The following is a 21,500-nucleotide window of genomic DNA, read 5'->3' on the forward strand; positions in this document are numbered from 1 at the left end:
GCTTTATGCAGTTCCCACACGCACCTCAGCAAACACAACTGCCGTTGTTCGAAGCGTTTCTGGGGCAACCGCTCGCCCCCATCCTCAAGGATGTCGTCGAACGTCCGTGGAATACCGAACCCGAAGCCTTCAGCGAGCTTTCACTGCGCGGCGCGGCCGGGAACTGCCTGAGCCTGCTGGCCCCGATTCTTCGCGAACTGAGCGACGATCAGGACGCACGCTGGCTGACCCTGATTGCACCGCCTGCCAGCCTGACCCAGACTTGGCTGCGGGATGCCGGATTGAATCGCGAACGCATCCTGCTGTTACAACCCCGTGGCGCTCAAAGCGCTCAGCAACTGGCCTGTGAAGCATTACGCCTGGGTCGCAGCCACACGGTCGTCACATGGTTGAATCCACTGAGCGCAGGCGCACGGCAACAGTTGATCAGCGCCGCCCGCACCGGTGACGCTCAAAGCCTGAATATTCGCTTGGGGTGATTCAGCAACAACGCGCGCCACGTAAAGCGCAGGGCTTCTCCAAGGATAGAGAAGCCGATCTGTAGCAGTAACTGACAGACAGCAGATCAGTGAAGAACGCGCGGTCCCTCATCCTTGTCGAATTCGCCTTCAACCATACGCCCCGCCATTTGCACACCGACGCTCAACATCGCCTTGGCAATTTCAACGTGCTGGCCCTGCAGAAACGCCTTGGCATCCTCGGAGAAATCCAGAGTCACCAGAGAACCCTCGTCCTCAGCCCTGCGCAGTTCGATTCGGCCGTCTGGTAGCTCGACAATTTCTAGAAAGGACGTTGGCATATAGGTCTGTTCTCCACGAAAGGCAGGGATTATATAGACATCATTCAGGCTTCGCTCGGGATCTTGACCAGCAGCACGCCTCTCGTCGCCGCCAGTCCAGAGCCCCTCAGCACTCGTTCAAGCCTTCACGGAAGCGGATCGCCAGCCCCTTGAGGTTCTGCCGCCAGCTCTCGAGCTCTTCGCGGCTCAGCTCTTCAACTGCCTCTTCCTCATCCAGACTCACCGCCTGAATCAACGGCTGCGTCACATCACCTTTCGGTTTATGTGGAACCCGAGGAGGCTGAAACAGCGCCGAGTGCGCAGCCAGCAATTTAGCCAGCCAGGTCTCTGAATTGCTTGCCAGCTCAATCATCTCTGCCAGCTCAGGGATGGCAATCGACTCCAGCACTTCGCGGGTCAACAAGGCTTCCGCCCGCGACGCATTGGCTTGCGGCAGACGATAGAAGCCCGCGATTTCATGACACAACCCCAACAATGCACCATAGAGATGAAACAGTGCGGACTCGCGCCCGGCCTGAATCAGCGCCAGCGAATTCATCGCCCGCCCCTCTTCGGCCCTGGCCAGCGCTTCCAGCGACAAACCCGCGAAATAGATCTTCTGATTGGTACGGGTATAGAGTTCGTGGGCCATGTCGGCACTCTCCACAACGAAATAATTGCTTCACACAGGCCGGACAGTGTCATGGATCAGCCGATCCGACCGCAAGCATTAAACAAAAAGGCCGCATGAAAACCCGAAGGTTGTCATGCGGCCTTTTGAATTGAAGATGCCCGATCAGCGCACCTTCAGTTCAGCGTTTGCTCAAGCCTTGGCTTTTGCCGGACGCTTGTCTTCGACCGTCCACTTGCCACCATCGAAGAACGCTTTCCAGCCTGTTGGCTTGCCGTCGACTTCGGTCTGAACGTATTGTTCCTTGGTCTTGCGGCTGTAGCGGATCACGGCTGGCAAGCCATCCGGATCCTTCTGCGGCGCTTCGCACAGGAAGTGGTACTTCGGATCGATTTCGTCCTTGTGCGGCAGAATCTCGATCACCAGCGGAGCACGGGTCTCGCGGTTTTTCGGGAACTGGCTGGCCGCCAGGAACAGGCCGGACGCACCGTCGCGCAGAATGTAGGTGTCATTGACCTTCTCGCATTTCAGCTCGGGCATCTTCACCGGATCCATCTTCGGCGGCGCCGCATCACCGCTTTTCAGCAGTTTGCGGGTGTTCTTGCACGTCGGGTTGGTACAACCGAAGAACTTGCCGAAACGGCCGGTCTTGAGCTGCATCTCGCTGCCGCACTTGTCGCACTCCAGGCTCGGGCCTTCGTAGCCCTTGATGCGATAGCTGCCTTCTTCGATTTCGTAGCCGGCGCAATCCGGGTTGTTACCGCAGATGTGCAGCTTGCGTTTCTCGTCGAGCAGGTAGGCGTCCATTGCTGTACTGCAGATCGGGCAACGATGCTTGCCGCGCAGTACCAGGGATTCCGACTCACCCTCGTCATCCGCAGCGATTTCATCGCCCGGCACCAGGTTGACGGTGGCCTTGCAGCGCTCTTTCGGCGGCAGGCTGTAACCCGAGCAGCCGAGGAACACGCCAGTCGACGCAGTACGAATCTGCATCGGACGGCCGCAGGTGGTGCACGGAATATCGGTCATCACCGGCTGGTTGGCACGCATGCCGGCTTCCGGATTCTCCGCCACTTCAAGTTTTTTCTTGAAGTCGCCGTAGAACTCGTCCAGCACGTTCTTCCAATCGCGCTCGCCCTGCGCCACGTCATCGAGGTTCTCTTCCATGCCGGCGGTGAAACCGTAGTCCATGAGGTTCGAGAAGCTTTCAGACAGACGCTCGGTAACGATATCGCCCATCTTTTCCGAATAGAAACGACGGTTGTGCAGGGTCACATAGCCGCGATCCTGAATGGTCGAGATGATCGCTGCGTAAGTCGAAGGACGACCGATGCCGCGCTTTTCCATTTCCTTCACCAGGCTGGCTTCCGAATAACGGGCCGGCGGCTTGGTGAAGTGCTGGGACGGATCGAGCTTGATCAGCTTCATCACGTCGCCCTGCGCCATGTCCGGCAGAACGTCATCGTCACCAGGCTTGGTGATTTGCGGCAGCACGCGGGTGTAACCATCGAACTTCAGAATGCGGCCCTTGGCGCGCAGCTCGAAGTCGCCGGCAGCGACGCTGACGGTGGTCGACAGGTATTGCGCCGGCAGCATCTGGCAAGCCAGGAACTGGCGCCAGATCAGCTCGTAAAGGCGCTCAGCGTCGCGCTCCATGCCGGCCAGCTTGGCTGGCGTGGTGTTGGCGTCAGATGGACGAATCGCTTCGTGAGCCTCTTGTGCGCCTTCCTTGCTGCTGTAGACGTTCGGCGACTCCGGCAGGTATTTCTTGCCGAACTCGGTTTCGATGTAATCGCGCGCCATCGCCACGGCATCGGCCGAGAGGTTGGTCGAGTCGGTACGCATATAGGTGATGTAGCCGGCTTCGTAGAGACGCTGGGCCATCATCATGGTTTTCTTCACACCGAAGCCCAGCCGATTGCTCGCGGCCTGCTGCAGTGTGGAAGTAATGAACGGTGCCGACGGCTTGCTGCTGGTCGGTTTGTCTTCACGCTTGACGATGCTGTAGCTCGAGGACTTGAGCTTCTCCAGCGCGGCCGTCGCCTGCGCTTCGTTCAACGGCTTGAAGGCTTCGCCTTTCTCGCGAGCGACTTCGAAACGCACGGTCGAACCTTTGGCAGTGCCAAGGTCGGCATGTACTTCCCAGTACTCTTCCGGGTTGAACGCGCGGATCTCACGCTCACGCTCGACCACCAGTTTCACGGCAACCGATTGCACGCGACCGGCGGACAGGCCACGGGCGATCTTCGCCCACAACAGCGGCGAGACCATGTAGCCGACGACGCGGTCGAGGAAGCGACGAGCCTGCTGTGCATTCACTCGATCGATGTCGAGTTCGCCCGGCTCCGAGAAGGCTTCCTGAATCGCCTTCTTGGTGATTTCGTTGAACACCACACGCTTGTAGCGGCTGTCATCACCACCGATGGCTTCGCGCAGGTGCCAGGCAATGGCTTCCCCCTCGCGATCCAAGTCGGTTGCGAGATAGATGGTGTCAGCATCCTTGGCGAGCCGGCGCAGCTCTTCGATGACTTTTTCCTTGCCCGGGAGGATCTCGTACTTGGCTTTCCAGCCGTGCTCGGGATCGACGCCCATGCGCGAGACCAGCTGCTTGCGTGCCTTCTCTTTCGGCGACAGCGCTGGCGCTTCGCCCGCAGCAGCCTTGCCGCGCTTGGCGGCTGGCTCCTTGCTGGCGCTAGCCGAACCGCTGGTGGGCAGGTCTCGGATATGGCCGATACTCGACTTCACCACGTATTGGTTGCCCAGATACTTGTTGATGGTCTTGGCCTTAGCCGGGGATTCCACAATGACCAGCGATTTGCCCATGGATCAGAAAATTCCTGAATTCTAGAAGTGAAAGGCGGTTGGCGCCTGACGCGGCACCGCTATATATAGTGGCTACAAGGTGAGGTCAAGCGCAGGGTTTTGCGCGCACTCGCCTTACGGCTTCGAAAAAAGGCTCGGTTCGGCTTGCACCAAAGCAAAGCGTGGGACCTGCTCCCCGTCAACCTCGACCGACTCCAGGAACATGCTCAAGGGACGTACCCAGAAGCCGTAATCGCCATACAGGGCTTGGTAAAAGACCACTTCTTCTTCGGTCTCCGAATGCCGCGCGACACTGAATACGCGGTACTGCGGACCTTTGTAATGTTGGTAGAGCCCAGGTTGTATCGGCATGCTTCGGCCCTCACTCAAATTTTTTCAAAATAAAAACAAAAATAAGTCCGCAAAAACAAAAACCGGGGCACTTGGCCCCGGCTTCCATCGACGAGACGCTTAAACGCGTTCGAAGACGGTGGAAATGCCCTGGCCGAGGCCAATGCACATGGTGGACACCCCGAAGGTGCCGCCATTCTGCTTCATCACATTCAGCAAGGTGCCGGAAATACGGGCACCGGAGCAACCGAACGGATGACCCAGGGCGATCGCGCCGCCGTGCAGGTTAACCTTCTCATTCATCTTGTCGAGCACTTTCAGGTCTTTCAGCACTGGCAGGGCCTGTGCGGCGAACGCTTCGTTGAGCTCGAAGAAGTCGATATCGTTGATACCCAGGCCCGCACGTTTCAGTGCTTTCTGAGTTGCCGGTACCGGACCATAACCCATGATGGCCGGGTCGACACCAGCTACCGCCATCGAACGAATCACCGCCATAGGCTGGATGCCCAGGTCCTGTGCACGCTGTGCCGACATCACGATCATGCACGAAGCACCATCGGTGATCTGCGATGAAGTACCAGCAGTCACGGTGCCGCCCTTTGGATTGAACGCCGGCTTGAGAGCCGCCAGACTTTCCAGGGTGGTTTCCGGACGAATGGTTTCGTCGTAGTCGAAGGTTTTCAGGAAACCGTTCTCGTCGTAACCCTGCATCGGGATGATTTCGTCCTTGAACTTGCCTTCCACAGTCGCCTTGTGGGCCAACTGATGGGAACGCACGCCAAAGGCGTCCTGCTGTTCGCGAGTGATGCCGTGCATTTTGCCCAGCATTTCGGCGGTCAGGCCCATCATGCCCGAGGCTTTCGCCGCGTACAGAGACATGTGCGGGTTCGGATCGACACCGTGCATCATGCTCACGTGACCCATATGCTCGACGCCGCCAACCACGAAAACGTCACCGTTGCCGGTCATGATCGCTTGCGCAGCGGTGTGCAGGGCGCTCATCGACGACCCACACAGACGGCTGACGGTCTGGCCGGCCGAAGTGTGCGGGATCTGAGTCATCAGCGACGCCATGCGCGCGATGTTCCAGCCTTGTTCCAGGGTCTGGTTAACGCAGCCCCAGATCACGTCCTCGACTTCTGCAGGATCGACCTTGGTGTTGCGTTCCAGCAGTTTGCTGATCAGGTGCGCCGACATGTCTTCGGCGCGGGTGTTGCGGTGCATGCCGCCCTTGGAGCGGCCCATCGGAGTACGACCGAAGTCGACAATCACGACGTCTCTAGGATTCAAGCTCATAAGTTCACTCTCACTCTAGTTGGGGGCGCTTAACCGAAGAAGCTCTGGCCGTTCTTGGCCATTTCGCGCAGCTTCGCGGTCGGGTGGTACAGCGCGCCCAAATCAGCGTACTGGTCGGCCAGGGCAACGAACTCGGCAACACCGACCGAGTCGATGTAGCGCAGCGCACCGCCACGGAATGGAGGGAAACCAATACCGTAAACCAGACCCATGTCGGCTTCGGCGGCGGTTTCAACGATGCCGTCTTCCAGGCAACGCACGGTTTCCAGGCACAGCGGGATCATCATCCAGTTGATGATGTCTTCGTCAGTGACTTCTCGCTGCTCGTAGATGATCGGCTTGAGCACTTCCAGCACCGACGGATCGGCGACTTTCTTCTGCTTGCCTTTCTTGTCGGCCTCGTAGGCATAGAAGCCCTTGCCGTTCTTCTGGCCCAGACGCTTGGCTTCGTAAAGCACGTCGATGGCCGAGCGACGGTCGTCCTTCATGCGATCCGGGAAGCCTTCGGCCATCACGTCACGACCATGGTGACCGGTGTCGATGCCGACCACGTCCATCAGGTACGCCGGGCCCATCGGCCAGCCGAATTTTTCCATGATCTTGTCGATACGGACGAAATCCACACCGGCGCTGACCAGCTTGGCGAAACCACCAAAGTACGGGAACAGTACGCGGTTGACCAGGAAGCCCGGGCAGTCGTTGACGACGATCGGGTTCTTGCCCATTTTCTTGGCGTAGGCAACGGTGGTGGCAATCGCCTGCTCGCTGGACTTCTCGCCGCGGATCACTTCCACCAGCGGCATCATGTGCACCGGGTTGAAGAAGTGCATGCCGACGAAGTTTTCCGGACGCTTGAGCGCCTTGGCCAGCAGGCTGATGGAAATGGTCGAGGTGTTGGACGCGAGGATGGTGTCCTCTTTGACCTTCTCTTCGACTTCCGCCAGAACGGCTTGCTTGACCTTCGGATTCTCGACCACGGCTTCAACAACCAGGTCGACGTGCCCGAAATCGCCGTAGGACAGGGTCGGACGAATGCCGTTGAGCACTTCAGCCATTTTCGCGGCGGTCATGCGGCCTTTATCAACGCGGCCAACCAGCAGCTTGGCGGCTTCAGCCAGACCTTGCTCGATGCCGTGCTCGTTGATGTCCTTCATCAGGATCGGCGTACCTTTGGAAGCCGACTGATAGGCGATACCGCCACCCATGATGCCGGCGCCCAGTACGGCAGCCTGCTTCACGTCCTTGGCGATTTCGTCGTAGGCCTTGGCCTTTTTCTTCAGCTCCTGATCGTTCAGGAACAGACCGATCAAACTCTGCGCGGCAGAGGTCTTGGCCAGCTTCACGAAACCTGCTGCTTCGACTTCCAGCGCCTTGTCGCGGCCGAAGTTCGCGGCTTTCTGGATGGTCTTGATCGCTTCAACCGGGGCCGGGTAGTTCGGACCCGCCTGGCCAGCCACGAAACCTTTGGCAGTTTCGAAGGCCATCATTTGTTCAATGGCGTTCAGCTTGAGCTTTTCCAGCTTAGGCTGGCGCTTGGCCTTAAAGTCGAACTCGCCGGAGACGGCGCGCTTGATCAGCTCAAGGGCGGCATCGTGCAGTTTTTCAGGAGCAACCACGGCATCGACGGCGCCGACCTTCAGCGCGTCCTCAGGACGGTTTTCCTTGCCGGCGGCAATCCACTCGATGGCGTTGTCGGCACCGATCAGGCGCGGCAGACGAACGGTACCACCGAAGCCCGGGTAGATGCCCAGCTTGACTTCCGGCAGACCGATCTTGGCCTTGGTCGACATGACGCGGTAGTCCGCTGCCAGGCACATTTCCAGACCGCCACCCAGGGCGATGCCGTTGATCGCGGCTACGGTCGGAACGTTGAGGTCTTCGAAATCGCTGAAGATCTTGTTGGCTTCGAGATTGCCAGCAACCAGCTCGGCATCCGGCAGCTTGAAGTTGTCGACAAATTCGGTGATGTCGGCGCCGACGATGAACACGTCCTTGCCACTGCTGACGATCACGCCCTTGATCGAAGCATCTGCCTTGATGGTGTCTACGGCCTGACGCAGTTCGTTCAGGGTAAGACGGTTGAACTTGTTGACGGACTCACCCTTGAGGTCGAATTTCAATTCGACGATGCCACTTTCAAGAGCTTTAACCGTGATGGCTTTACCTTCGTAAATCATCAACTGATCTCCACGATATGGAAGCTGAACAGTACACGTCGGACGCAGGCAAATGGCTCGGCAGGACGTTTTTTCGTCGATGCTGACACCCATCCACCCGGCACACCCGCCAACGCGATAGTCGGGATTCTGTAGGAGCAGTCTGCAATACAAACGCTCAATTCATACGCCCGTTTGATTTGGGTACGCCACCTTCACGGAATTTCCGACAATTGTCAATCGCCCTAAATACGGGTTGAAATGCGACTTTGCGGTCATTTCCGTAGGACGCAGCCCGGCCACACACGCTCGCATGTGAGGGCATTCATAAGATTAATAGTTAGAAAATTCGCCCTAATTCACCGCAAGCCTTGTTTAACAGGCTACGCTGGCTGGACTACGAAGGAAAACGGGCGCACGTTTGCTGACCGGATCACACCGGATCAACGCCAAAAAGAATTTCCGGCCTGCCTGGCCAACCCCGCCCGATGAATCATGTCGGGCTTTTTATTGCGCGTCTGCCAGACGTTTCGCACCGTTGCAGCGCGAAAAGTCCGAGAGTCATGCCAGCGCTTTGAGCGTTGCATCGATTTCCAGCAAAACCGACGCGTCACCCTTCTCGCCCCAATAGAGCGCAATCATCTGCTTGTCGGCTTCGACCTTGAAAACGTTGCCCGGCAATTTTTCGAAATGATTCATCAGCAGCGGATCTTCACAGACTTCCTGCCACTGATTGACCCACACGCCCGGAGATTTCTGCCAATAGGTCCAGCACACCGGCTGCTTGCCACGCCGTGGCCGATGGTATTGCGCACACGGGTTTGGCGGCTCCTGGCTCAGCCAATGTGGCCACTCCTGCGGCGCCAGTTGCATGGCCAGCCCGATACGTCGGGCCTCCGTGCGCAAGGCTATCCGTCCACTTTGTGCACGGGACGGACGCAACCACGCCAGCGGACTCAACACCACCAGCAGGATTGACACCACCAGCCAGACCGTCATATCTCTACTCCCGAATTTGAACGAGCCCATTGCGTCACTTTGGAACCAATGCGCTTGAAACCAGCCATACTTAACAATATTGATCCCTCACGAGGAGCACCTCATGCCCTACCACCATATTCTGGTCGCCGTAGATCTGACCGAAGAGTGCGACCCTGTGATCCACCGCGCCCGAGAGCTGTCGGTGAGCAATGGCGCCAAGCTGTCGCTGGTGCATATCGTCGAACCGATGGCCATGGCCTTTGGTGGCGACGTGCCGATGGATCTGTCACAACTGCAACAACAGCAGTTCGATCAAGCCAAGGAACGCCTGGAACGCCTGAAACACAAGTACACCGAGCTCGAAGGCGCCAACTGCCACCTGACCTACGGCCAGCCGCGTCAGGAGATCCACCACTTCGCCAAGGAACAGGGCTGCGACCTGATCGTGGTCGGCAGCCATGGCCGACACGGTCTGGCACTGCTGCTGGGTTCGACCGCCAATGACGTGCTGCACGGCGCACCTTGCGACGTGCTGGCGGTGCATCTGGTCAAACGCTGATCCCACTCACTTATGAAAAACCAAAAAAGCCCGGCGCCCATCACTGGACGCCGGGCTTTTTAATGCCTGGAAACAATCAGGCGTCCAGCTCCGCCCAACGCTCCACCAGCGCATCCAGCTCAGCCTGCATCTGCTCCAGGGAGGCAATCACCTTGGCCGTCTCGGCTGGCGGGCGCTGGTAGAAGCCAGCTTCAGCCATTTCAGCCTCAACAGCAGCAATCTGCTGCTCTTTGGCGTCGATGTCTCCCGGCAAGGCTTCCAGCTCGCGCTGAAGCTTGTAGCTCAGCTTCTTCTTCGCAGCAGGAGCCGCAGCAACCGGCGCGGCAACCGGAGCCGGTTCGGCAGTGACCACCGCCGAATTCAGGTCAGCCTTGCCGGATTTGCTTTCAGTCACGCCCAACAGACGCGGCGAACCGCCCTGACGGATCCAGTCCTGATAGCCACCGACGTATTCGCGAACCTTGCCCTCGCCTTCGAAGACCAGGGTGCTGGTAACCACGTTATCGAGGAATGCCCGGTCGTGGCTGACCATCAGTACGGTGCCGTTGAAAGTCAGCAGCACCTCTTCGAGCAACTCGAGGGTTTCCACGTCGAGGTCGTTGGTCGGTTCGTCGAGTACCAGCAGGTTCGCCGGCTTGCTGAACAGTTTGGCCAGCAAAAGACGCGCACGCTCGCCACCGGACAACGCCTTCACCGGCGTGCGGGCACGCTGCGGGCTGAAGAGGAAGTCGCCGAGATAGCTCAGCACGTGGCGGCTCTGGCCATTGATATCGATGAAATCGCGACCTTCGGCGACGTTGTCGACCACGGTTTTTTCCAGATCCAGCTGATGGCGCAACTGGTCGAAGTAGGCCACGTCGATCTTGGTGCCCTCCTCCACTTTGCCGCTGGTCGGTTGCAGACCGCTGAGCATCAGTTTCAGCAGGGTGGTCTTGCCGGTGCCGTTGGCGCCGAGCAGGCCGATGCGATCGCCGCGCTGCAGCACCATGGAGAAATCGCGGATCAGGAACGGACCGCCCGGGTGGGCGAAGCTCACGTTATCCAGCACCATCACCTGCTTGCCGGACTTCTCCGCTGTTTCGAGCTGGATGTTGGCCTTGCCGGTGCGCTCACGTCGCTCGCTGCGTTCGACACGCAGGGCCTTCAGCGCACGCACGCGGCCTTCGTTACGGGTACGACGGGCCTTGATGCCCTGACGAATCCATACTTCTTCCTGAGCCAGACGCTTGTCGAACAGCGCGTTGGCGGTTTCTTCAGCGGCCAGCTCGGCTTCTTTGTGCACCAGGAAACTGGCGTAGTCGCCGTTCCAGTCGATCAGGCCACCGCGATCCAGTTCGAGGATGCGGGTAGCAAGGTTTTGCAGGAAGGAACGGTCGTGCGTGATGAACAGTACGGCGCCCTGGAAATCCTTCAGCGCTTCTTCGAGCCAGGCGATCGCACCGATGTCCAGGTGGTTGGTCGGTTCGTCGAGCAGCAGCAGATCCGGCTCGGACACCAGCGCCTGCGCCAGCAGCACGCGACGACGCCAGCCGCCGGACAACTCGGCGAGGGTCTTGTCGGCCGGCAGTTGCAAACGGCTTAGGGTGCTGTCGACCAGGGTCTGCAGGCGCCAGCCGTCACGGGCTTCGAGATCGTGCTGGACGTGCATCAGTTTTTCCAGATCAGCGTCGGTGACGATGTTCTGGCTCAGATGATGGTATTCGGCAAGCAGCGCACCCACGCCGTCGAGGCCTTCGGCCACCACATCGAACACGGTCCGCTCGTCGGCCAGCGGCAATTCCTGCGGCAATTCACCGATTTTCAGACCGGGGGCACGCCACACCGAGCCGTCATCGGGCTTCTGGTCGCCCTTGACCAGTTTCATCATGCTGGATTTGCCAGTGCCGTTGCGGCCGATGATGCACACCCGCTCACCACGGGCGATCTGCCAGGACACCTTGTCCAACAACGGCATCGCGCCGAATGCAAGGGACACATCGCTGAATTTGAGCAGGGTCATGAGCTTCTCCAAAAACCGGGCGCGCATTCTACCTGAATCGGGACCCGAGCAGGCCGGCAATTTCGCCGCTGACGCACTCTGCACAACAATTGTTGCGAACTTGTGCTGCAAGGCCGGCAAAGCTTTCGCCCCTTGCTGGCAAAAGGCTAAGCTACAGGCAATTCAGTGCAGGTTTAGGGCCGGCACTTGTCATGATTTCTCTGCCCGGATGTCTCATGCGCAGTCGCCTCTTCAGTGTTTTGTCATGTTTGCTGCTTTCCGCCGCTGCCGTTCAATCCGCCCAGGCGGTGGACCTGTCCACCCAACGCCAGTATTACGATGAAGCCAAGCGTGCCCTCGCCAAGGGCGACACCGGCCCGTATTTCCGTTACAGCCAGGCTCTGGCCGACTATCCGCTGGAGCCATACCTGGCTTATGACGAGCTGACCGCCCGGCTGAAAACCGCCAGCAACGCGGAGATCGAAAAATTCCTGGCCGAACACGGTGACCTGCCCCAAGCCAACTGGATGAAGTTGCGCTGGCTGCGTTGGCTGGCCGATCGCGGCGACTGGGCGACGTTCGTCAAGTATTACGACCCCAAACTGAATTTCACCGAACTGGACTGCCTGAACGCGCAGTACCAGATCAGCCACGACAAGAAGGCCGAGGGCTATGCCAACGCCGAGAAGCTGTGGCTGACCGGCAAATCCCAGCCCGCCGCCTGCGATGCGTTGTTTGGCATGTGGGCCGCCGAAGGTCAGTTGACCGAGCAGAAACGCTGGGAACGCGCCAAACTCGCCGCCCAGCACCGCAACTATCCGCTGGCCAACAGCCTGGTCAACGGCCTGACCACCCTCGCCCCGCGCGGCCGCCTGCTGGTGGATGTGGCGCAAAAACCGGAACTGCTCAACCAGCCGTCGCGATTCACGCCAGCCGATGAGCCGATGTCGGACGTGGTCAGCCTCGGCCTGCGCCGCCTCGCGCGCCAGGACCCGGACAAGGCCATGGCCCTGCTCGACGGATATGCCAGCAGCATGCATTTCTCCCGCGATGAAAAAGTCGCGATCGCCCGGGAAATCGGTCTGACTCTGGCCCGCCGCTTCGACAGCCGCGCGCTGGATGTGATGACCAAGTACGACCCGGAACTGCGCGACAACACCGTGTCCGAATGGCGCCTGCGCCTGCTGCTGCGTCTGGCGCGCTGGGACGACGCCTATCAACTGACCCGCCGTCTGCCGCAGGATCTGGCCACCACCAACCGCTGGCGTTACTGGCAGGCCCGCAGTCTGGAACTGGCGCAACCGCAAAACCCGGAAGCGCAGACGCTGTACAAGAATCTGTCGCGGGAGCGTGATTTCTACGGTTTCCTCGCCGCCGACCGCTCGCAATCGCCGTATTCGCTGAACAACAAACCGCTGGTGCTTAGTCAGGCGCTGATCAACAAGGTGCGCAACACCCCCGGCGTGCGCCGCGCACTGGAGTTCCACGCCCGTGGGCAGATCGTCGACGGACGTCGCGAGTGGTACCACGTCAGCCGGCATTTCAACCGTGACGAAATGGTCGCCCAGGCCAAACTGGCCTACGACCTGAAATGGTACTTCCCGGCCATCCGCACCATCAGTCAGGCGCAGTACTGGGACGACCTGGACATCCGTTTCCCGATGGCCCACCGCGACACCCTGGTACGCGAAGCCAAGGTGCGCGGCCTGCATTCCAGCTGGGTATTCGCCATCACCCGTCAGGAAAGTGCGTTCATGGACGATGCCCGCTCCAGCGTCGGCGCCAGCGGCCTGATGCAACTGATGCCCGGCACCGCCAAGGAAACCGCGCGCAAGTTCAGCATTCCATTGGCCTCGCCGCAGCAGGTGCTCGATCCGGATAAAAACATCCAGCTCGGCGCCGCCTACCTGAGCCAGGTGCACAGCCAGTTCAACGGCAACCGCGTGCTCGCCTCCGCCGCCTACAACGCCGGCCCCGGCCGCGTGCGTCAGTGGCTGCGCGGTGCCGACCACCTGAGCTTCGATGTGTGGGTGGAAAGCATCCCGTTCGACGAAACCCGCCAGTACGTGCAGAACGTGCTGTCCTACTCAGTGATATACGGTCAGAAACTCAACTCGCCGCAACCGCTGGTGGATTGGCATGAGCGGTATTTCGACGATCAGTGATTGAAGCTCGTATCGCCGATAGATCGACGTAAACAAAAATGCCCGCATCGAGAGATGCGGGCATTTTTATTGCGCCTTTGAACCTTCCGTCACATCAACTTTGCAACTGCCGCGCTGCCAAGATCGGTCAATCGATACTTTTGTGTCGGACTGTTTGGCGTTTCGGGAACTGTCATTTCAATCATTCCATCGGCCAGCGCAGGATTAAGGTAGTTGGCCCGGAAGGTTGCCTTGTGCAACAAGTCCATTTCAGCCATCAACTCGCTGATTCTCAGTGACCGACCTTGAAGAACACGCAAGAGCTTCGCTACTGGGTCGCTTACTGGGTCGCTTACTAGGTCGGTAGAAGGCTCGCTTTCGATAGCCTCACGCAACGCCAGATTCAACGCATTCAACATGTACTCCACGAACGGTGTTGACTCTGCCAGTCGGTCAGCGGCCGACAACGCCGCATAGTAATCATCCTGCTGCTCACGAATCACCGCCTCAACGGGCAAATACGCCAACACCGGCCGCCACTGGCTGAGGATCAACGTTTGCCAGAGCCGTCCCATTCGCCCGTTGCCATCAGCGAAAGGATGGATGAACTCGAACTCATAGTGGAAAACACAACTGGTAATCAACGGATGCCAGTCCGAAGCATCGAGCCACGCCAGCAAGTCGTCCACCAATTGGGCAATCCGGCTCGGCGGCGGCGCCATGTGGACCAGTTGCTCACCTCGATAGATACCGACACCTGCTCGCCGAAAGCGCCCACTCTCGTCAATCAGCCCCTGCATCAAAAGCTCGTGAGCGCGCAGCAAATCCGATCGATTACCGGGTTTCCAGTCAATCAGGCATTCATAAGCGGCAAAAGCATTGCGCACTTCCTGAATTTCTCGAGGCAAACCCAGCACCCGTTGCCCGGCCAATACAGCAGTCACCTGCTCGACGCTGAGCGTGTTGTTTTCAATTGCCAGAGAAGCCTGGATCGTTCGAATACGATTCCCACGACGCAACTGGGGTGTCTGTCGCCCGCTGTCGGCAGCCGAAAGCCGACCGATCTGCTCACTGATCTCCGCGATCAGTCCGAGCATTCGAGGCGTCAGGGTCAATGGGGGCTGGTAGCGGCTCATATCCCTTCCGAAGGCATCTCAATGGTCGCCATAGTGCCCGATGCCATCGAGCTTGGCAGCCTTATTCAATGTGTTTTCTGACCATCACTGAACTGCAACGCCGCCAACCGCGCATACAGCGGATTACTGGCAATCAACTCCTGATGCGTGCCGATCGCCACCAGTTTTCCCTGATCCATCACCGCGATCCGATCGGCGTTTTTCACTGTGGCCAACCGGTGGGCGATGACCAGTGTGGTGCGGTTTTGCATCAGGCTCGGCAGCGCTTGCTGGATCAGATGTTCGCTCTGGGCATCGAGGGCGCTGGTGGCTTCGTCGAGCAGCAGGATCGGCGCGTCGACCAGCAGCGCCCGGGCGATGGCCAGACGCTGGCGTTGTCCGCCTGACAGGCCGAGGCCGCCGTCACCCAGATGGGTCTGGTAACCGTCGGGCATTTGTTCGATGAAGTCGTGGGCATAAGCGATTTTCGCAGCTTCTTGGACCTGCTCCAGCGTGGCGGTCGGGCAGCCGTAACGGATGTTCTCTTCAACACTGCCGAAGAACAGCGCCGGGGTTTGCGAGACCAGCGCGAAGCAGCGACGCAGGTCCAGCGGATCAAGGCTCGTCAGCGGCACGCCGTCAATCAGGATCCGTCCTTCCCGGGGATCGTAGAAACGCAGCAGCAAGTCATACACCGTGGACTTGCCCGCGCCGGACGGGCCCACGAGGGCGAGGGTTTCGCCGGCGTTGATCGTCAGACTCAAGCCATCGACGGCAAGGTTTTCGGGACGCGAAGGGTAGGAAAAACGCACATCCTGCAGTTCCAGCTCACCTTTGACCCGCTCCGGCAGCGTCACCAATCCCGTGGTCGGTGGCTGGATGATGTTCTCCGAGCGCAGCAATTCGGCGATGCGCTCGGCAGCGCCGGCCGCTCGCTGCAACTCGCCAATCACTTCGCTCAAAGTACCAAAAGCACTACCGACGATCAGGCTGTAGAAAACGAACGCTGCCAGTTCACCCGCAGAAATCCGCCCGGCAATCACGTCCATACCGCCGACCCACAACATTACCGCAACGGCGCCGAGGACCAGCACGATGACCAGAGTGATCAGCCAGGCTCGCTGGAAAATCCGTTTGCGTGCGGTTTCGAACGCCTGCTCGACGGTGCTGGCGAAACGCTGTTCGTCCTGCACCTGATGGTTGTAGGCCTGCACGGTCTTGATCTGGCCGAGGGTCTCAGAAACGTAGCTGCCAATGTCAGCGATCCGGTCCTGACTCAGCCGGGAGAGGTTACGCACGCGGCGGCCGAAGATCAGGATCGGCGCAATCACCAGCGGCAGCGCGATCACCACGATGCTAGTGAGTTTGGCGTTGGTGATAAACAGCAGCACCACACCGCCAATGACCATCAGCAAATTACGCAGGAACAGTGACAGCGACGAGCCGATCACCGATTGCAGCAACGTGGTGTCAGCGGTCAGCCGCGACTGGATTTCCGAGCTGCGGTTGTCCTCGTAAAACCCGGGATGCAGGTACACCAGATGGTTGAACACCTGCCGACGGATGTCCGCCACCACGCGCTCACCGATCCAGGACACCAGATAAAACCGCGCAAAGGTGCCGAGCGCCAGGCCGAAAACCAGCAGCATGAACAGGCCGATGGATTGGTTGAGCAAGTGCGGCGACTGGGTCATGAAACCCTGATCGACCAGCAACTTGATGCCCTGCCCCATCGACAGGGTGATGCCCGCCGTGACGATCAGTGCGAGCAGTGCGCCGAATGCCGGCCAGCGATAGGGCGTAAGGAAATGAATGGTCAGGCGCAGGGCCCGGCGGTGGCGCGAGGAGAGCATCGGGATCATTCAGGTTCACGTCGTGTGCTGATGGATAGGGCCGGCCTACAGAGTCAAATGGGGTGGAACTCTGCAAATCACAATGAGTCAGGTTAATTATGACCGGCAAGACTACCCCCTAGAGGCTATTGGTCTAAGGTCCGGGTTGAGACGGACGGTCATTTCTGTTTGAGTGGAGATGCCGTTCCGGACCGACCGCAGGGAGTTGTCACAGCCTGGTCACCTGACGGATTTAACTTAGGCGCACAACCTGATGAGGAGACAGGCCATGTCCTTGCAAAACAGCAGCGATGACAAGATTGAAGTGATCCGCACCAAGCCCGGCCAACCTCTGGGTTGCTCGATCATCGACGAAAACGGGCGTGAAATTGAGATCACTGAAGACATGATCCAGGACGCATGCCGCGAACTGGAACAGCGATTGGTCAAGCCTGCCGAACAAAAGTGATATCGCCACCGTCTTCCTGACCCGGCCCCTGCAGGCCGGGTTTTTTCTGCCCGTTTTTTATACGACCACAGCACCCAGCGCCGTCACGATCTGGCGCAAGGTCGGCGAGTCTCCTTCGATTCGCACCTTCAAGCCTTCGATCTCGCGCCTTACCGGATACTGTTTGCGCAACACATCGAACGCGGCGCGTTGCTCACCGACACTGCCCAGCAGGGTGCGACGGAAATCCGCGTCGTCCCGGCGCGGGTCGTACACGCCACGGCACAACATCGCCAGCGCCCAGGCCGGATCGCTGTCGGCATGCAGGGAAACTTCCGAAAGCCAAGGTGCTGGAAGCAGATCACCGAGCTGAATGCTGGCGGGCTCACCGATAAATTCGCAGTACGCCTGATAGATCTGCGCCGTGCCGCGCTGTTTGCCATCGAGGCTGTAACCGGCGATGTGCGGCGTCGCCAGTACGCAAAGTTCTGCCAGCGCCACATCGACTTGCGGTTCGGCTTCCCAGACATCAAGCACTGCTTGCAGGTCCTCACGCTCCAGCAGCACTTCGCGCAACGCGGTGTTATCCACCACCGGACCGCGAGCCGCGTTGATCAGCCAGGCGCCGGGCTTGAGCTGCTGCAAACGCTGCTCGTCGAACAAATGCCAGGTCGCGCCATCACCGCTGCGGGTCAGCGGGGTGTGCAGGCTGATCACGTCGCACTGCGCGATGATCTGCTCCAGGCTGACATAATCGCCGCCCTCCGCCGCCTGACGCGGCGGGTCGCAGACTTTCACGTTCCAGCCCAGGCCTTTGAGCACCTTGATCAGGCGCCCGCCGACTTCACCGGCACCGACCACGCCGTAAGTGCGCTCACTCAATTCGACGCCTTCGATTTCGGCCAGGGTCATCAGGCTGCCGAGCACGTAATCGACCACGCCCCGGGCATTGCAGCCGGGCGCGCTGGACCAGGTGATGCCGGCCTCGTTGAAGTAATCGAGATCCAGGTGATCGGTGCCGATGGTGCAGGTGCCGACAAAACGCACCTTGCTGCCTTCCAGCAGTGCGCGGTTGACGTTGGTCACCGAGCGCACCAGCAATACATCGGCCTGTTCGACCGTGGCCCGGTCGATGGAGCGGCCCGGCACCCGGCGGATCTCGCCGAAACCGGCAAAAAAGGCATCGAGCAGCGGGATATTTTCGTCGGCAACAATCAGCATGGCGGGGCTCCTTGGGCGGATCGGCAGTGTAGGCGCTGGGGCTGCGATGAGCCAGCAGGCTTTGACTTCTTGATGAGGCGGGGCGATTACAAATCCGCAACAGAGGATTTTTCCTGACCATAACGTCAACGGCGTAGAATGCCCGGCCTTGCGCATCAACCCCTGTGGACGCTTTGCCTGTGAATTCCGTGACTGACCGCCCCGCTGCCGTTTCCCTCAACCGCCCTGCCCGGGTTCGCCTGGAGCTGAAAAATCTGCTCGGCCTGGCCCTGCCAATCATGATCGCGCAACTGGCGACCACCGCCATGGGCTTCGTCGATGCGGTGATGGCCGGGCGCGTCGGGCCCAAGGATCTGGCGGCCGTGGCGTTGGGTAACTCGATCTGGGTGCCGGTGTTCCTGCTGATGACCGGCACTCTGCTGGCCACCACACCGAAAGTCGCCCAGCGCTTCGGCGCCGGCACCCACAGCGAAATCGGCCCGATCGTGCGTCAGGCCTTGTGGCTGGCACTGGTGGTGGGCCTGATGGCGACCACGATGCTGTTCAGCGCCGAACCGATCCTGCACCTGATGAAAGTCGATCCGGAACTGATCGGCCCGTGCATGCAGTACCTGCACGGCATCGCCAGCGGTCTGCCGGCCGTGGCCATCTACCATGTGCTGCGCTGCACCAGTGACGGTCTCGGTCGCACCCGCCCGGCGATGGTGCTGGGCCTGTGCGGTCTGGCTCTGAATATTCCGCTGAACTACGTGTTCATTTACGGTCACCTCGGCGTACCGGCCATGGGCGGCGTCGGTTGCGGCTGGGCCACGGCGATCGTGATGTGGGTGATGGCACTGGGTCTGGCCGGTTACGAGCGCTGGGCGCCGGCCTACAAGTCGAGCGAACTGTTCAGCCGTTTCGACTGGCCGCAATGGGCGGTGATCAAGCGCTTGCTGGCCATCGGTCTGCCGATCGGCGTCGCGGTGTTTGCCGAGTCGAGCATCTTTGCGGTGATTGCGTTGTTGATCGGCAGCCTCGGCGCCACGGTGGTGGCCGGGCACCAGATTGCGCTGAACGTCAGCTCGCTGGTGTTCATGATTCCGTACTCGCTGGGCATGGCCGTGACTGTGCGGGTCGGCCAGGCTCTGGGCCGTGAAGAGCCCCGCGAAGCGCGTTTCGCGGCAGGTGTCGGCATGGGCACCGCGCTGGCTTACGCTTGCCTGTCGGCGAGCATGATGCTGCTGATGCGCGAACACATTGCGGCAATCTACACGTCGGATCCGATGGTGATTCACATCGCCGCGATGCTGATCGTGTACTCGGCGCTGTTCCAGTTTTCCGACGCGATCCAGGTCACCGCCGCCGGCGCACTGCGTGGGTATCAGGACACCCGGGTGACGATGATCCTGACCCTGTTCGCCTACTGGGGCATCGGCCTGCCGGTGGGTTACGCCCTCGGCCTGACCGACTGGCTCGGTGAACCACGCGGCCCGAGCGGCTTGTGGGAAGGCCTGATCGTCGGCCTCAGCTGCGCGGCGCTGATGCTATCGATCCGCCTGACGCGCAGTGCACGCACACGCATTCGCATCAGCCGCTCGATGGGCTGACCGGGCATAAAAAAAGACCTGCACATGCAGGTCTTTTTTTTGCTTTCCGATCAACCGGACTTCTTGCGGATCCAGTACAGAAAGGTCCCGGCCTCTTCGTGCTGCCCCACCAGTTCATGGTCAAGAAACACGCAGAACTTGGGGATGTCGCGGCGGGTCGACGGGTCGGTGGCGATCACCTTGAGCAGGCCACCGGGCACCAGGTCGCGGATGTGCTGGTGCAGCATCATCACCGGCTCCGGGCAGTTGAGGCCCGTAGCGTCGAGGGTGCCGTCGACCGGCATATTGATCATTTCACTCATGATTCACTCCTGAAACTGGCCGGCATTGTCGCCCAAGGCCGGGTGTTCGGTCACCTGTCGCGCGCTCAGCGGGCTTTGGCTTTCTTCACATCATGGCGGCGCAAATGGCAGGTCACTTCCTCGCGGTCGTGATACAGCTGCTTGCAGCCGATGTCGACCTTGATCCCGCGGGCCTTGAACCCGTCGGCGATGCGCTCGAGCAAGCGCTTCACCTCCGCGTAACGCTGCTTCATCGGCAACTTGAGGTTGACCACCGCTTCCCGGCAATGCCCCTCGCCGATCCACTCTTCAAGCATCGCGGCGTTGCGTGCCGGCTTCTCGACGATGTCGCAGACCATCCAGTCCACCGGTTGCTTCGGTTTGAAGGTGAAACCATCGGCCATCAAGTGCTGCACCAGACCGGTGTCCATCAGACTTTCGGCCATCGGGCCGTTGTCGATGGCCGTCACCAGCATGCCGCGATTGACCAGTTGCCAGGTCCAGCCGCCCGGCGCCGCGCCGAGATCGACGCCGGTCATGTCGCTGTGCAGGCGATCTTCCCACTGATCGCGGGGGATGAAATGGTGCCAGGCCTCCTCCAGCTTCAGGGTCGAACGGCTTGGCGCCTCGCGCGGGAACTTCAAACGCGGAATACCCATCGGCCACATCGCCGAGTTACCGGCATCGGCCAGACCGAGGAACACCTCACGACCGCTTTTGAAGGTCAGCAGCAGGCGCGGCTTGCCGGCGTCCTCCACCAACTTGCCGGCGCCGGTCAGGGCCTTGCGCAGCGGGCCTTCGAACTTCTTGCAGAAATTCGACAGTTCCTTGCCGTCGTTGGTGTCGACGACTTCCAGCCACAAGCTGCCACAGACCGGGAATTCAGCCATGTGCGCGAGGATCACGCTGATGCGGTCGTTTTCCGGCAGATCGATGAAAAACCCGCGCGCCCACTGGCGCGGGAAAATCAGCTCGGCGAAACGCTGACCGCGCATCAGGCGCTCGGCGCCGTCTTCTTCGGTGCAGACAAACTCGGCACAAGCGGTGGCCGGTTTGGCCTTGGCGTAGCCAGCCACGTTCAGCTGAGCGGCGAGGTCGGAAATTTCCGAGCAGACTTCGCCTTCGAAGCCTGGCCGGCAATGCATGAATAGGGTGTTCATTCTTACTCCTGGGCAGAGGGCGATCATTCATCCCCTGCGCGATGCCCAGACCCTGCGTTGAAGCAAAGCCTGTCACGAAAACCGGCGCATGATAGCCGATGTCGGAACCTTGGTTCCTGTCATAGAGTCCAGTTATTAGCCAGCTACCTAAAACAGGGCTAAGTTTTAAGCTCTATTC

At 59.9% G+C, this 21,500-nt stretch carries 18 protein-coding genes; 5 read left to right on the top strand and 13 right to left on the bottom strand.

Features of this window, described 5'->3' with window-relative positions; translation table 11 throughout:
* Nucleotides 1-5: 5 nt before the first annotated feature.
* The gene (gene sulA, locus I5961_RS19130) at nt 6-479 is read left to right on the top strand and encodes an SOS-induced cell division inhibitor SulA (RefSeq protein ID WP_085700507.1); all 474 of its coding nucleotides are present in this window, start codon (nt 6-8) and stop codon (nt 477-479) included.
* Between the two features lie 86 nt (nt 480-565).
* Here sulA and I5961_RS19135 read toward each other — a convergent pair whose 3' ends face one another.
* The 7 genes from I5961_RS19135 to I5961_RS19165 form a co-directional block, all read right to left on the bottom strand.
* The gene (locus tag I5961_RS19135) at nt 566-799 is read right to left on the bottom strand and encodes a hypothetical protein (RefSeq protein ID WP_007953047.1); all 234 of its coding nucleotides are present in this window, start codon (nt 797-799) and stop codon (nt 566-568) included.
* A gap of 106 nt (nt 800-905) precedes the next feature.
* Nucleotides 906-1,430, bottom strand: coding sequence for a DUF6586 family protein (locus I5961_RS19140; RefSeq protein ID WP_085700508.1), 525 nt, complete (start codon nt 1,428-1,430; stop codon nt 906-908).
* 171 nt (nt 1,431-1,601) lie between these two features.
* The gene (topA, locus tag I5961_RS19145; RefSeq protein ID WP_007953057.1) at nt 1,602-4,232 is read right to left on the bottom strand and encodes a type I DNA topoisomerase; all 2,631 of its coding nucleotides are present in this window, start codon (nt 4,230-4,232) and stop codon (nt 1,602-1,604) included.
* 114 nt (nt 4,233-4,346) lie between these two features.
* Entirely contained in the window at nt 4,347-4,583 is a 237-nt protein-coding gene (locus I5961_RS19150; protein WP_007953059.1) for a DUF1653 domain-containing protein, read from the bottom strand.
* 99 nt (nt 4,584-4,682) lie between these two features.
* On the bottom strand, nt 4,683-5,858 hold the full coding sequence (gene fadA, locus I5961_RS19155; RefSeq protein ID WP_085700510.1) for an acetyl-CoA C-acyltransferase FadA: 1,176 nt from the start codon (nt 5,856-5,858) through the stop codon (nt 4,683-4,685).
* 29 nt (nt 5,859-5,887) lie between these two features.
* Nucleotides 5,888-8,035 carry a fatty acid oxidation complex subunit alpha FadB gene (fadB, locus tag I5961_RS19160; RefSeq protein ID WP_227233067.1) on the bottom strand — a complete coding sequence of 716 codons (2,148 nt, stop codon included), beginning with the start codon at nt 8,033-8,035 and terminating at the stop codon, nt 5,888-5,890.
* Between the two features lie 540 nt (nt 8,036-8,575).
* A complete protein-coding gene (locus I5961_RS19165; RefSeq protein ID WP_085700512.1) occupies nt 8,576-9,013 on the bottom strand; it encodes a hypothetical protein in 438 nt (145 codons plus the stop codon).
* Between the two features lie 103 nt (nt 9,014-9,116).
* Between I5961_RS19165 and I5961_RS19170 the strand changes: the two genes are divergently transcribed.
* Nucleotides 9,117-9,554, top strand: coding sequence for a universal stress protein (locus I5961_RS19170; RefSeq protein ID WP_085700513.1), 438 nt, complete (start codon nt 9,117-9,119; stop codon nt 9,552-9,554).
* 76 nt (nt 9,555-9,630) lie between these two features.
* Here the strand turns inward: I5961_RS19170 and I5961_RS19175 are convergent, their stop codons facing one another.
* Nucleotides 9,631-11,553 carry an ATP-binding cassette domain-containing protein gene (locus I5961_RS19175; protein ID WP_085700514.1) on the bottom strand — a complete coding sequence of 641 codons (1,923 nt, stop codon included), beginning with the start codon at nt 11,551-11,553 and terminating at the stop codon, nt 9,631-9,633.
* 215 nt (nt 11,554-11,768) lie between these two features.
* Between I5961_RS19175 and I5961_RS19180 the strand changes: the two genes are divergently transcribed.
* Nucleotides 11,769-13,697 carry a transglycosylase SLT domain-containing protein gene (locus I5961_RS19180; protein WP_227233068.1) on the top strand — a complete coding sequence of 643 codons (1,929 nt, stop codon included), beginning with the start codon at nt 11,769-11,771 and terminating at the stop codon, nt 13,695-13,697.
* 89 nt (nt 13,698-13,786) lie between these two features.
* Here the strand turns inward: I5961_RS19180 and I5961_RS19185 are convergent, their stop codons facing one another.
* Complete coding sequence (locus I5961_RS19185) at nt 13,787-14,812, bottom strand: Fic family protein (protein ID WP_227233069.1); 1,026 nt, start codon at nt 14,810-14,812, stop codon at nt 13,787-13,789.
* 65 nt (nt 14,813-14,877) lie between these two features.
* Entirely contained in the window at nt 14,878-16,653 is a 1,776-nt protein-coding gene (locus tag I5961_RS19190) for an ABC transporter transmembrane domain-containing protein (RefSeq protein ID WP_170929777.1), read from the bottom strand.
* Nucleotides 16,654-16,912: 259 nt separating this feature from the next.
* Here I5961_RS19190 and I5961_RS19195 point away from each other — a divergent pair, with 259 nt between their 5' ends.
* Nucleotides 16,913-17,092 carry a PA1571 family protein gene (locus I5961_RS19195; protein ID WP_085613114.1) on the top strand — a complete coding sequence of 60 codons (180 nt, stop codon included), beginning with the start codon at nt 16,913-16,915 and terminating at the stop codon, nt 17,090-17,092.
* A 57-nt stretch (nt 17,093-17,149) separates the two neighbouring features.
* On the opposite strand, the gene pdxB is transcribed toward I5961_RS19195, so the two are convergent.
* The gene (pdxB, locus tag I5961_RS19200; protein WP_085700517.1) at nt 17,150-18,292 is read right to left on the bottom strand and encodes a 4-phosphoerythronate dehydrogenase PdxB; all 1,143 of its coding nucleotides are present in this window, start codon (nt 18,290-18,292) and stop codon (nt 17,150-17,152) included.
* Nucleotides 18,293-18,471: 179 nt separating this feature from the next.
* On the opposite strand from pdxB, the gene I5961_RS19205 reads away from it, so the two are divergent.
* Nucleotides 18,472-19,881, top strand: coding sequence for an MATE family efflux transporter (locus tag I5961_RS19205; RefSeq protein ID WP_085700518.1), 1,410 nt, complete (start codon nt 18,472-18,474; stop codon nt 19,879-19,881).
* 50 nt (nt 19,882-19,931) lie between these two features.
* Here I5961_RS19205 and tusA read toward each other — a convergent pair whose 3' ends face one another.
* Nucleotides 19,932-20,183, bottom strand: a complete 252-nt coding sequence (tusA, locus tag I5961_RS19210; protein WP_085700519.1) for a sulfurtransferase TusA — start codon at nt 20,181-20,183, stop codon at nt 19,932-19,934.
* Nucleotides 20,184-20,248: 65 nt separating this feature from the next.
* Complete coding sequence (gene rlmM, locus I5961_RS19215) at nt 20,249-21,322, bottom strand: 23S rRNA (cytidine(2498)-2'-O)-methyltransferase RlmM (protein WP_085700520.1); 1,074 nt, start codon at nt 21,320-21,322, stop codon at nt 20,249-20,251.
* Nucleotides 21,323-21,500: the final 178 nt, after the last annotated feature.

It is taken from the genome of Pseudomonas sp. IAC-BECa141 (genome assembly GCF_020544405.1).
Classification (GTDB): Bacteria; Pseudomonadota; Gammaproteobacteria; order Pseudomonadales; family Pseudomonadaceae; genus Aquipseudomonas.